This window comes from Paraprevotella xylaniphila YIT 11841 (genome assembly GCF_000205165.1).
GTDB classification, from domain to species: domain Bacteria; phylum Bacteroidota; class Bacteroidia; order Bacteroidales; family Bacteroidaceae; genus Paraprevotella; species Paraprevotella xylaniphila.
This window is the reverse complement of record NZ_GL883853.1, coordinates 1-12,704: the sequence shown is the minus strand read 5'-3', so window position 1 is coordinate 12,704 and position 12,704 is coordinate 1. Positions and strand designations below refer to the sequence as shown.

Annotated in this window: 13 protein-coding genes; 9 read left to right on the top strand and 4 right to left on the bottom strand. The window is 50.4% G+C overall.

The window, feature by feature from the left end; all coding sequences use genetic code 11:
- Positions 1–6: 6 nt before the first annotated feature.
- The 8 genes from atpD to HMPREF9442_RS08135 all read left to right on the top strand — a co-directional run bounded on the left by atpD (position 7) and on the right by HMPREF9442_RS08135 (position 6,753).
- Positions 7–1,530: a F0F1 ATP synthase subunit beta gene (gene atpD, locus HMPREF9442_RS08170; protein WP_008627359.1), complete on the top strand. Its 1,524-nt coding sequence runs from the start codon at positions 7–9 to the stop codon at positions 1,528–1,530.
- Between the two features lie 5 nt (positions 1,531–1,535).
- Positions 1,536–1,796, top strand: coding sequence for an ATP synthase F1 subunit epsilon (gene atpC, locus HMPREF9442_RS08165; protein WP_008627358.1), 261 nt, complete (start codon positions 1,536–1,538; stop codon positions 1,794–1,796).
- An 86-nt stretch (positions 1,797–1,882) separates the two neighbouring features.
- Positions 1,883–2,890: a F0F1 ATP synthase subunit A gene (gene atpB, locus HMPREF9442_RS08160; protein WP_008627357.1), complete on the top strand. Its 1,008-nt coding sequence runs from the start codon at positions 1,883–1,885 to the stop codon at positions 2,888–2,890.
- Between the two features lie 47 nt (positions 2,891–2,937).
- On the top strand, positions 2,938–3,192 hold the full coding sequence (atpE, locus tag HMPREF9442_RS08155) for an ATP synthase F0 subunit C (protein ID WP_008622212.1): 255 nt from the start codon (positions 2,938–2,940) through the stop codon (positions 3,190–3,192).
- Positions 3,193–3,205: 13 nt separating this feature from the next.
- Complete coding sequence (atpF, locus tag HMPREF9442_RS08150; protein ID WP_008627356.1) at positions 3,206–3,712, top strand: F0F1 ATP synthase subunit B; 507 nt, start codon at positions 3,206–3,208, stop codon at positions 3,710–3,712.
- On the top strand, positions 3,712–4,272 hold the full coding sequence (locus HMPREF9442_RS08145) for a F0F1 ATP synthase subunit delta (protein ID WP_008627355.1): 561 nt from the start codon (positions 3,712–3,714) through the stop codon (positions 4,270–4,272). Before atpF ends, HMPREF9442_RS08145 begins: the two co-directional genes overlap by 1 nt.
- Positions 4,273–4,290: 18 nt before the next feature.
- Positions 4,291–5,877 (top strand): F0F1 ATP synthase subunit alpha, encoded by a 1,587-nt coding sequence (atpA, locus tag HMPREF9442_RS08140; RefSeq protein WP_008627354.1) that lies wholly within the window; start codon positions 4,291–4,293, stop codon positions 5,875–5,877.
- Positions 5,878–5,883: 6 nt separating this feature from the next.
- On the top strand, positions 5,884–6,753 hold the full coding sequence (locus HMPREF9442_RS08135) for a F0F1 ATP synthase subunit gamma (RefSeq protein WP_008627353.1): 870 nt from the start codon (positions 5,884–5,886) through the stop codon (positions 6,751–6,753).
- A gap of 287 nt (positions 6,754–7,040) precedes the next feature.
- On the opposite strand, the gene HMPREF9442_RS08130 is transcribed toward HMPREF9442_RS08135, so the two are convergent.
- From HMPREF9442_RS08130 to HMPREF9442_RS08115, 4 genes are all read right to left on the bottom strand, one after another.
- On the bottom strand, positions 7,041–7,481 hold the full coding sequence (locus HMPREF9442_RS08130; RefSeq protein WP_253271065.1) for a hypothetical protein: 441 nt from the start codon (positions 7,479–7,481) through the stop codon (positions 7,041–7,043).
- 207 nt (positions 7,482–7,688) lie between these two features.
- Entirely contained in the window at positions 7,689–9,200 is a 1,512-nt protein-coding gene (locus HMPREF9442_RS08125; protein ID WP_008627349.1) for a glycoside hydrolase family 30 protein, read from the bottom strand.
- Positions 9,201–9,328: 128 nt separating this feature from the next.
- The gene (locus HMPREF9442_RS08120) at positions 9,329–10,621 is read right to left on the bottom strand and encodes an L-cysteine desulfidase family protein (RefSeq protein ID WP_008627347.1); all 1,293 of its coding nucleotides are present in this window, start codon (positions 10,619–10,621) and stop codon (positions 9,329–9,331) included.
- Positions 10,622–10,647: 26 nt separating this feature from the next.
- On the bottom strand, positions 10,648–11,409 hold the full coding sequence (locus tag HMPREF9442_RS08115; protein ID WP_008627345.1) for a hypothetical protein: 762 nt from the start codon (positions 11,407–11,409) through the stop codon (positions 10,648–10,650).
- A gap of 140 nt (positions 11,410–11,549) precedes the next feature.
- Here HMPREF9442_RS08115 and HMPREF9442_RS08110 point away from each other — a divergent pair.
- On the top strand, positions 11,550–12,704 hold a 1,155-nt coding region (locus HMPREF9442_RS08110), incomplete at its 3' end, for a C10 family peptidase (RefSeq protein ID WP_008627343.1).

Genomic DNA, 12,704 nt, shown 5'->3' with positions numbered 1-12,704 from the left:
TCATTTATGGCAGAGGTATTAGGACACATATCGCAAATTATCGGCCCGGTGGTGGACGTTCATTTCGAACACAGCGAAAAAGAACAGAACGCCAACCTTCCGAGCATACACGACGCCCTGAAAATCCAACGTCCGGGCGGCAAGACATTGATTGTCGAGGTACAGCAACACATCGGAGAAGACACGGTGCGTACCATCGCCATGGACAGCACGGACGGACTGCAACGTGGCATGAAAGTGGTCTCCACAGGAAAACCCATCACCATGCCGGTGGGCGCACAGATTCGCGGAAGGGTCATGAACGTCGTAGGCGACGCCATCGACGGCATGCCGGCCTTGGACGAGAGCGGTGCGTCCCCCATCCACCGGGACCCTCCCAAGTTTGAAGACCTTTCCACCACTCAGGAAGTGCTTTTCACGGGCATCAAAGTGATAGACCTGTTGGAACCCTATCTGAAAGGAGGGAAAATCGGACTGTTCGGCGGGGCGGGCGTAGGAAAAACGGTATTAATCAAGGAACTCATCAACAACATCGCCAAAAAGCACAACGGATTTTCCGTGTTCGCCGGTGTGGGAGAACGTACGCGTGAAGGTAACGACCTGCTGCGAGAAATGATTGAGTCCGGTGTCATCAAGTACGGCGACGAATTCCTGAAAAGCATGGAAGCCGGACACTGGGACCTCTCGAAAGTGGACATGAACGAAGTGGAAAAATCACAAGTGGCCATGGTGTTCGGACAAATGAACGAACCGCCGGGCGCACGTTCTTCCGTAGCGCTTTCCGGTCTGACCTTGGCCGAGTCTTTCCGTGACAACAATAAGGGAGACGGACCGCGGGACATCCTGTTCTTCATCGACAATATCTTCCGTTTCACCCAGGCCGGTTCCGAAGTGTCCGCCCTGTTGGGGCGCATGCCCTCGGCCGTGGGCTATCAGCCGACACTGGCTTCCGAAATGGGACAGATGCAAGAACGAATCACGTCCACGAAGAACGGCTCCATCACTTCTGTACAAGCTGTGTACGTGCCTGCCGACGACTTGACCGACCCAGCCCCGGCCACGACATTCACGCATCTGGATGCCACGACCGTACTGAGCCGTAAAATCACGGAGTTGGGCATTTATCCTGCGGTGGATCCCTTGGAATCCACATCCCGTATCCTTGACCCGCTCATCGTGGGACAGGAACACTACGAAACGGCACAGCGCGTCAAGCAAATCCTGCAACGGAACAAGGAGCTGCAAGACATCATTTCCATCCTCGGCATGGACGAGCTTTCGGATGAAGACCGCCTGACGGTGAACCGTGCTCGACGGGTACAACGTTTCCTGTCGCAACCCTTTGCCGTGGCCGAACAGTTTACGGGCGTGCCGGGCGTCATGGTATCCATCGAGGACACCATCAAAGGATTCAAGATGATATTGGACGGAGAGGTGGACGACCTTCCCGAACAGGCATTCCTCAACGTGGGTACCATTGAAGACGCCATTGCCAAAGGAAAAGAATTGTTGAGCGCAGCCCAAAATTAAATCGTATGGAAGAGGATAAAATTCATTTGCTCATCGTGTCTCCGGAAAAGACTTTGTTCGAAGGTCTGGTGAAGTACGTAAGACTTCCCGGCAGTGCCGGACAGTTCGCCGTTTTCTACAACCACGCTCCCCTGATTTCGTCCCTCGACGCAGGAGAAGTCGTTTACCGAAGCGGAAAAGACAAAAACCGCGTGAACATTTCAGGTGGTTTTGTAGAAGTGAATGACAACACAGTCTCCGTCTGCGTAACGGAAGCGACGGCCTGACCGCTCCCTTATCCGGACACATAAAAAGAGAAGTCTAAGGAATGAAGCTACTAAAATATATATGCTGTATAGGCCTATGCCTGTTGATGTTCATGCCCCGGCAAGCGCAAGCTGAGGAAAACGAGGAAATAGATGTGTACGAAATCGTATTCGGCCATATCGAAGACGCATACGAATGGCATATCACGGACATCGGAGACGCCTCCATACGCATCCCCCTGCCCGTGATTGTGAAAAGCTCTTCCGGTTGGCATGTGTTTTCATCCGCCCGTCTGAGAAACCAGGCCCGATACGAAGGATTATACATCGCACCGGACGGTGAATACAAAAACAAAATCGTGGAAAAGAATGCCACGGGAGAAGAAATCCGCCCGTTCGACATCTCTATCACCAAGAATGTGTTGGCACTGTTCATCAACAGCGTCATATTGGTGGCCATCATGTTGGGATGTGCGCGTTGGTATAAACGTCACGAAGTGAGCGAAGGGGCACCTAAAGGAGGTGTGGGCATGATAGAGGCTTTGGTGGTCATGATAAACGATGAAGTCATCAAAGGATGTATCGGGGAAGACTACCGGAGATACGCCCCCTATTTGCTGACCGCATTCTTTTTCGTTCTGGTTAACAACCTGATGGGTATTCTTCCAATCTTTCCGGGAGGAGCTAACGTCACGGGAAACATTGCCATTACATTGGTATTGGCATTATGCACCTTTCTCTTCACCAACATCTACGGAACAAAAGCCTATTGGAAGGATATTTTTTGGCCGAAAGTCCCCTTATGGTTGAAAGTCCCCGTGCCTCTCATGCCGATGATCGAGCTATTCGGAATTTTCACCAAACCATTTGCATTGATGATCCGTCTGTTTGCCAACATCATGGCCGGGCACGCAGCCATCCTAAGTTTGGTAGCCATCATCTTCATCACGGTGAAGGCCGGTCCGGTCATCAACGGTTCCATGACAGTCATATCCGTATTGTTCGGCATCTTCATGGACCTGTTGGAACTTCTCGTAGCCTTCATCCAGGCGTATGTATTCACCATGTTGTCGGCTGTGTTCATCGGCCTGTCACGTATTAAAGAAGAGAATTAAAAAGAACTATTAGAAAATCAAGTATAACCCTTAAAAACAGAAACATTATGTTATTATCCATTTTATTACAAGCTATCGGAGGTATAGGTCTTACCAAGTTGGGTGCAGCGATTGGCGCTGGTATTGCCGTTTTGGGCGCAGGCATAGGTATCGGACGCATCGGCGGGTCGGCCATGGACGCCATCGCACGACAGCCGTCGGAATCCAACAACGTGCGTATGAACATGATCATCGCGGCAGCTTTGATAGAAGGTGTAGCCCTCATCGCCATTGTCGTTTGTCTTTTGACATTGTTCCTCTAAACCGTTGTTGCTTATGGGACTGCTAACCCCGGATCCGGGTACATTGTTCTGGATGGTGATTATATTCGGAATCGTATTCTTCATCTTGGCTAAATACGCATTTCCTGTCATCACCGGAATGGTGGACAAACGGAAACAATACATAGACAGTTCGCTGGAGGCTGCCCGCCAGGCCAACGAGCAGTTGCAGCAGGTGAAAGCCGAAAGCGAAGCACTGCTGGCACGGGCGCACGAAGAGCAGACCGCCATACTGAAAGAAGCTTCCGCCACGCGCGACCGCATCATCGCAGAAGCGCGCGAACGGGCACGCACCGAAGCTCGGAAAGCCCTGGACGAGACCCGCCACCAGATTGCTGCGGAAAAAGAAAGTGCCATCAACGACATACGTCGGCAAGTGGCAATACTGTCCGTAGATGTAGCTGAAAAGGTGTTGCGTAAAAAACTGTCTGATGATAAGGAACAGCTTGAATTAGTGAACAGACTGTTGGACGAAGTTAAATCAAACAACGACATTGAATAATGGATATAGGAATTATTGCAAGACGTTATGCCCGCGCATTGCTGCTCTTCGCGTGTGAGAACGGACACGAGACCTTGGTGTACGAACAGGCTCAACAGCTCCTGTTCCAATACAACGAGCTTCCGGAGTTCCGCCACACGATAGAGAATCCGATGGTGAGCCGTACAGAGAAAATAAAGCTCCTGCACAATGCTACCGCCGGAGCTGACACATGCGAAGAGCTGACCAAATTTTTCTATCTGCTACTTGAAAAAAGGCGCGAAAAGCTGTTGGCTTTCATCCTGCATTCTTTCTTATTCTTATATCGGAAAAAGAAAAAAATACGTCAGGGAAAACTTGTCACGGCTATGCCGCTACCGGAGGAAACCCTCAACGAACTGAAAACGCTCATCCTGAAACGCTATCGGGGACGCACGGTGGAATTCAAAACCAAAGTAGACCCCGGTATCATCGGCGGTGGCATTCTGGAAATCGGCTATTGGCGAATCGATGCCAGCATAGCCGGACAGTTGAAACGCGTGAAGAAACAGTTCATCGAGAAAAACAGAAGAATAGTATAATGAAAAGGAAACAAGAATATGCCAGATAAGATAAGACCCAGCGAGGTTTCGGAGGTATTGCTCCAACAGCTCAAAGGAATCAACACGTCTATCCAGTTCGACGAAGTGGGTGCCGTGTTGCAGGTCAGCGACGGCGTGGCACGTATTTATGGGTTGCTCCATGCCGAGGCCAATGAATTATTGGAATTTGAAAACGGAGTGATGGGCGTAGTGATGAACCTGGAAGAGGACAACGTGGGTGCCGTCCTCTTAGGAGCCACAGACCTCATCAAAGAGGGCATGATCGTGAAACGTACGGGACGAATTGCGTCCATACGGGTCAGCGAGAACATGCTGGGACGTGTCATCGACCCGTTGGGCGTTCCTTTGGACGGAAGAGGTACCGTAGGAGGAGAACTTTTCGAAATGCCGTTGGAACGCAAAGCTCCCGGGGTCATTTACCGCCAACCGGTATCGGAACCCTTGCAGACAGGCATCAAGGCCATCGATGCCATGATTCCTATCGGACGGGGACAACGTGAATTGATCATCGGCGACCGCCAAACGGGAAAGACCGCGATAGCCATCGACACCATCATCAACCAACGCTCCGCCTACGAGGCGGGCAAACCGGTGTACTGCATCTATGTGGCCATCGGGCAGAAAGGCTCCACCGTGGCCAACATCGTCAACACGCTGCGTGAAAAAGGTGCCATGGACTACACGGTGGTCGTTGCCGCCACGGCTGCCGACCCGGCCGCATTGCAATACTTCGCACCGTTTGCCGGGGCAGCCATCGGGGAATATTTCCGCGACACCGGCCGCCATGCCTTAGTCGTATTCGACGACCTTTCCAAACAGGCCGTAGCCTACCGCGAAGTTTCGCTCATCCTGCGCCGCCCGTCGGGCCGCGAAGCTTACCCCGGCGACATCTTCTACCTGCACTCCCGCCTGTTGGAACGTGCAGCCAAAATCATCAACCAACAGGAAGTGGCCGAGCAGATGAACGACCTGCCGGAAAGCCTGAAAGGAAAAGTGAAATGCGGAGGTTCGCTCACGGCACTCCCCATCATCGAGACACAGGCAGGCGACGTATCCGCCTACATCCCTACGAATGTGATTTCCATCACCGACGGACAGATATTCCTCGAAACGGACTTGTTCAACCAAGGCTTCCGTCCGGCCATCAATGTAGGTATCTCCGTATCCCGTGTGGGCGGCAGCGCGCAAATCAAGAGCATGAAGAAAGTGGCCAGTACACTGAAAATCGACCAGGCGCAATACCGTGAACTGGAAGCTTTCTCCAAGTTCAGCAACGACATGGATTCCGTGACCGTCATGACCATCGACCGCGGACGAAAGAACAACCAACTGTTGATACAGCCCCAGTACTCCCCAATGCCGGTAGGCGAACAAGTCGCTATCCTCTATTGCGGTACGCACGGACTGATGCGCGATATACGTATTGACCAGGTCATTGCCTTCCAGCATGAATTTCTGGAAAGCCTGCGCACGTCGCACCGTCAGGATGTGTTGGAGGTTTTAGAAGGTGGAGTCATCAACGAACAAGTGACCAAAGTCATCGAAGATGTGGCTCAGTCCACTCTTCTGTTATTTAAAAACTGATAGACCATGGCATCATTAAAAGAAGTAAAGGGCAGAATACTCTCGGCCAATAATACGCTGAAGATTACGTCGGCCATGAAAATGGTGGCTTCCGCCAAGCTGCACAAGGCACAAGAAGTCATCGAAGGCATGTTGCCCTACGAACGGCAGATGTCGGCCATCATGACCCACTTCTTGCAAACCGGCGGTAAGGCAGAATCGCCCTTTGCCACTCAACGGGAGGCAAAGCGCATCGCACTGGTCATATTCTCGTCCAACAGCAGTTTATGCGGCGGATTCAACTCCAACGTCATACGCGCTTACCATCAGTGGTTGGACGGACACGCGCAAATGGCAAAGGAAAACCTCGTCATCTATCCCATAGGGAGAAAGATTGCGGACGCAGTGAAAAAATCGGGCTTTACCCCGGCCGGAGATTACACGCACATGGCCGACAAGCCTAATTATACGGAATGTGAGAAACTGGCTGCGGAACTATGCGAACGTTTTTTGTCGGGCGACATAGACCGGGTAGAGCTTATTTACCATCACTTTAAATCTGCCGGTTCGCAGGAACTCGTCAACACGGTATATTTACCGATAGATTTGTCTGCCATGACCGAGGCTCCGGACGATAACCATCAGCCGGACTACCTGATAGAACCTTCGGAAGAGGTTTTATTGGCCAAACTGATTCCGGAGGTGTTGAAACTGAAAGTCTATACCACGCTTTTAGACTCCAACGCATCCGAACATGCCACACGAAGCATGGCCATGCAGATAGCCACGGACAATGCCAACAACTTGATACAGGACCTAACCGTCGTGTACAACAAAGGACGCCAACAAGCCATCACCAACGAACTGTTGGACATCATGGGCGGCACCATGGCATGACACATCACGCTCCGCAACTTTTAAAAACAGACCGGGCATACCAAGAGAAATTCCTCTGTATGCCCGATCATTTTTTCCAGATTCCTCTATCGCCCTCGCCTGTGTTTCCTACTCTTATGTTACAGACCTAAAAAAGACATTCGGAAGGCTATTTGCAACAACCTGATAATTAACGTTATAAAAATCTGCGCCAAAAGATTTTTCATTCTCAGCCGAATGATTTTTCAATCTCCTGAGATTGATTTTCCGTTCTGCGACAAACGGTTTTACAGCCTCCTGCCTGCTTTTCAGCGACGCGGCGCAGGATGCTGTCTTTGTCCCTGAAAACGCGGACGACTTCCCATGTCCGGACGTTCATAAAGCTGTTGCACCTGTCTCATCGTCAACACTTTCTTAAACTTGTCATAGTAGCTTTTCTGCACGTCCAACCGTCTCTCCTGAGCCGAAAAACGAGCCTTTATGTTCTCATCTATATCTTTATCCGATTGTGCCGCCTGACTTCCCATTTTCTTTCCGGGTATGCGGCATTCCGCCAACTTTTGCATGTATTCCTCGTAAAGGGGAATGAATTTTGCCGATGTTTCGTCGTCCAACATCAGTTTCCCGGCCATCCTTTTGGCCATCTGTCCGGGATCCGTCCGCATACGCGGCGCGTTTCCGCCCTCTTGGGCTGACAATGTGCTTCCGGCCAACAAAGCAAAACATGCGGCCACCATCCATTTTCTCATAGTTGTTTCCTTTTTAATTAAACCATTCTTTTTTGTTTCACAGAAGTATGACCCGTTTCCGGGCTTAAGGTTTACTCCTGAAAACTTTTCCCCTACTGGATATAACAAGTTTTAACAAGACCTACACTGTACGGCATACGCAAAGGGCCGGTTCCGTCCCCTTGCGAAACCGGCCCTTTTTACGGGGAAACCCTTATGCAAACCGTATCATTTCATCACAAATGTATTATAAGAATGCGCCGCCAATTCAGCAGACAAGCTCTTCTCTCCTATCTTGACGACCAAAGGAGAAGCCTCGTCCTTGAAATTTCCGGCAACTACCACATACTTACCCTCCGGTGTCTGGCATACCAATACCGGCATCCTGTCTTCACCCTGTGCCTTGTAAGCCACCACACGTGTGCCTTTCGAGATAAAATTACTGTAATGCTTCACGGCAAAATACTCAGGTGTATAAGTAAACTTGCGGGTTTTGGAATCCACGCGAATGAGCGCGTTCTGCTTCCATCCCCACGGGCTCTCGCCATTGTCGGCCAAGATGAAATTCCAGAAAGTGTATTCGTTGCACCCGTTGCCTAAGTAATGGTTCATCAGTTCAAAGGTATGTTCGCCTGCCCCCCAGTCGAAGCTGCCCCATCCGCATTCGCTTTCCGAACATATATAGTTCCACCCGGGATGTTCCTTGCGTAGCACGGGGAGCGACTCGCGGCCTTCCCATTGGAATGCCATGCCGCTAACGTATTCCTGCAACTTCGTGTCGGAAGCAATCTTCTGCACATAGTCCACACGGTTAGTGTTGAACGTCCCGAGATAAAGCTTCACCTCCGGATGTTTTTGTCTGAGCGTGGGACCCAGATAGTCACGATTGAACCGCACCGTTCCCTCGGCCGTCCATGCACAACCAGGGTAAGGCGTGTAGCTGTATGCCTCGTTCTGATATATCACCATGTCGATATTCACCCCCTGTTCCTTGTAAGCGTCGATAAACTTACAGAAATAATTGGCGTACGCCTGCAAGTAACGCGGATCTTGTATAAAGTAGTCCGTGGTGGCCAACTGGCGTGGGAACTTATCCCCTCTCTTGCCGACCAGTTTCATTTCGTCGGGATCCACCTTATCGTTCACATTACCGTAAAGGATGTAGTTCATCTTTTCGGGCATGTTATTGAACTTGCTGCCTAGCACAGGATAATCACCATTGATTTTCATCCAACTGGGAGGGCACCATGGAGATATCCAGAACGTCAAATCAGGGTTATACTTCTGTGCCGCACGTATGAAGGGAATTATTGTCTGCTTGTCTCGGTCGATGTTGAAATAACGCAGTTCTAAATCCCCTTCCACCTCGTCGCAGCTATACCAGGACCGGGCATAGTCGTTGGCGTTCATGGAAATGCGGCCACGGGAAAAACGCAAATCGCCATCCGGTGAAAATACCTTCTTCAAGATTTCATCCTGCTCATCACGGGTCAATATCCCCAATGCGTCCCAGTCCAATTCGTTAAACGTGGCAGCCCATGCCTTGAACTCCACGATGGGCTTCTCATCTTCGTCCACCGTCACCAAGGGATTCTCGGCCTTCTTGGCCATCTTCACGACAGAGGTTTGCCACATGTTGTCTTCCGTGCTCGAGTACCACGTAAACGACTGTGCCAATGTTCCGGCAGACCACGCCGCCAGACAACCGCATGCAAAAAGCATTTTGATTTTTTGTTTCATAATAGTTAAAAATTGGGTTAATGAATAACGGTTACAAATCTAAAACTTCTGTCGGAATAAACATCTGATATAAATCAGAAAAAACGGGCTTTCGCCCGTTTTCTTCTTAAAAAGACTTAAATCCAAATTCAGTTCTTATGTGTCATAATCTCCAAAACCTTACGGTCGGTTTCGTTCATGGCTTCAGCCCCGATACTGGTCAAGTTGTGTATGCTCTTATCCACATCATCGTCGATAATGCCTTCCACACTGCTCACACACTTCTGTTGCATGGCCAACATGGCTGACAATACAGCCGTAGAAACCCCGCTCGTCAATTTCAATGCGCAACTCGGTTTGGCTCCATCGCAAATCATCCCGGTAAGGTTCGCTATCATATTCTTTACGGCGTATGAGACTTGCTCGTACTTTCCTCCCATCAGATAGGTGATGCCACAGCTCGATCCCGTGGAAGCCACCACGCATCCGCACAATGCCGACAGGACCCCCAGACTTTGCTTGATATAAATGGCTGTCAGATGGCTCAGCATAAGCGCGCGGATAAGTTCTTCGTCCGTATTGTGGTTCTCTTCGGCAAAAACCACGACCGGCATCGTAGCGCAAATCCCCTGGTTGCCGCTTCCAGAATTGCTCATCACCGGAATCATAGCCCCAGCCATGCGGGCATCGCACGCACATGAGGTGCTCGACAGGATATGAGAGAATATCGTATCCCCCATAATACCACGCCCCAAAGGACGGCTCAGCGTCTTGCCCAACTCATGTCCGTAGCACCCTTTCAAGGCCTGTTGGGAGGCAGATTCGTTCAAGCGGCGTGCTTCCCGGATAAATTCGATTTCTTCCAACGGTGCCTCTACGGAAAAATCGTACACTTTACGCAAGTTGAGTTCGCATTCGTCTTCTCCGGATTCCTCTCCTTGAGGCATACGGTTGTCCAACAGCACTTGCCCGTCTTTCTCCACATAAACGAAATGCGTGTGCTGACCGGCGATGACAGCCGTAACCCTATGGCCGGACTCACCATCCACTATGGCTTCGACATAAAGCTTTTCCGAAATGCCTTCTTTCAATGATATTTTGACACGCCGCTCCGCGATATATTGTTTTCCTTGTTCTACGTCGGCCGGCGTTACGTCTTTCAGCACCTCAAGTCCGTATGCAGACTTACCTGCCACTACGCCTAAAGCTATGGCTATGGGAAGTCCCACCATACCCGTACCGGGAATTCCCACCCCCATGGCATTTTTCAGTATATTCGCGCTGAGAAAGACGCCGGCAGCGACCGGCCTTTCTCCAAGCACCTCTGCCGCGCGGGCCACACAAAGAGATACGCATATAGGTTCTGTGCATCCCATTGCCGGCACCACCTGTTGCTTCACCAACCGGATGATGCGTTCCCGCTCCGTTTTTTCAATTTTCATATTTTATTCTTTTTCCGGCCCAAAGGTCATTCGTCTGCCAGTTCTTCATCTACATCCTTGATGTCCGCCTCAGGGGTATAGCTTCCGTAAAAAGTGTCATCTCCTGCCGTATCGCCCTCTTCTTCCGACTCCGAATCAGTTTCTGTGTCTTCGTCCACAATACGGCGGTTGCCGTCTTCGTCATATTCCGGTTCGGGCACAAAACGCAACTTCTCTACCGGTTCGCGCTTTTTGGCAAAAATAGCCTCTACCCATGTCCCTTTCGCAATCTCCAGTACTTCATACCCATCAGCAACCTTACGTTCCAACGTACCGCCCGCTGCATGAATGCGTGAAGCAGGCAAGGTTGTCGTACTAATGTCGAAAGCCGACTCTATAATGTCTTTTATCGTCAAAGATATGGAATCCCAACCACCGCCGAAATTACCTTCTATCAACTTCAGCAGGTCGGATGCCGTAATATGTTTAATGTTCTCATACGAGAGATCCGTAATCCGGCGGATCTCTTTCTTACGTATGGCCACGGCTCCTTTGCGTTTGTCCACACTGGGCAGAATGACATAATCTCCATTATTATACCTCATGACATCCCGGTCATCTTTCGGGTCGAAATGATACACGTCAAAAGCCAACCGGATGACGTTCAGCACTTTTTCCTCAGATGAAGAAAAACCTTCTTCCTTAATATCCTTTTGCCACAATTCCAAAAGCTCTTGGGCTTCCGTTCCCCATACATTACTGGCGTTCAAATCGAGAACCGACTCCAAATAGTAATTCTTCTTCTGCATATCCTTTCCTCTTTAATTTTTTGGCAAAAGTAATAAAATAAATACGTTCTACCACAAGTATTTTAAGAAAACGACGGGAATGTCCATAAAAAAAGTTACCTTTGGTCGTATTAATCTAATATCAATAAAAATAGAAACCTATGATGAAACCCTTATTGACAGTTTTGACGCTTCTCACGTCATCCACATGTATATGGGCCGACCCCATCGACCCGGAAAAAGCCAGGGAAATAGCCCAGGCATACATGTGTGGCAACCAGATTCCCGAAACCGTGGAAACCCTCGTGAACAAACGCAACAGTACCGACGGGTACGCGCCCCTCTATATTTTCAACAGGGGAAACCACCAAGGCTTTGTCATCATATCCGGAGACGACTGTATGCCTTACGTCTTAGGATACACCGAACAAGGAGATTTCGACCCGCAAACTCTCCCGCCCGCCATGCTCGACTGGTTGGAAGGATACAGCCAGATGATAGAAGCGGCACAAGCCCAAGGTTTAGGTCTGAGAGCGCAAGCACGGGCCAATGACAAAGAGAACATCGCTCCATTAGTCAGTGCACACTGGTCGCAAGGGGCACCTTACAACAACTTGTGCCCATTCCGTAAAGACGGAGGAGGCCGCGCGCTGACCGGATGTGTGGCCACGGCTGCCGCGCAAGTGGCATATTACTGGAGAAAAGAGCTGCCCGACCGTTCGCAGTATGACACACCGACTTACGGTTACGGCGATGCCCCCGTCACCGAATCGTTCCCGAAAGGGACTCCCTTGCAATGGGAACTGATGCAGGACAACTACGGAGGAAACACGCCCGAGGACATGAACACGGCCGTGGCTACGCTGATGGCCATCACGGGAACCTCCACCTGGCTCACCTACGGTTCGTCCACATCGGGACAAATCCGTGATTTGGTCAATACCTTCTCCGGACAATTCCTCATGGACAGCCGATGTACATACAAATCCGGCATCAGCCAGTCGGAATGGGAAGATATGGTGTACGACGACCTGGCAAAAGGTTGGCCCATCGTGTACAGCGGAGTATCCCCGACATCAGGCGGACATGCCGTAGTGGTAGACGGATACCGCGCCTCGGACAACCTTTTCCATTTTAATTTCGGATGGGGAGGACAAGGAGACGGGTATTACACTGTGGACGACTTGACGGGTATGAACGGATTCAACGGGCAGCAAGGCATGACCCATGCCATACATCCGCGTGCCTATTCTCTGGAAGGAGAAATCCGGACAAGCAAAATGTACACCCGCATGAAAAACGCCATCGAGGTGGAA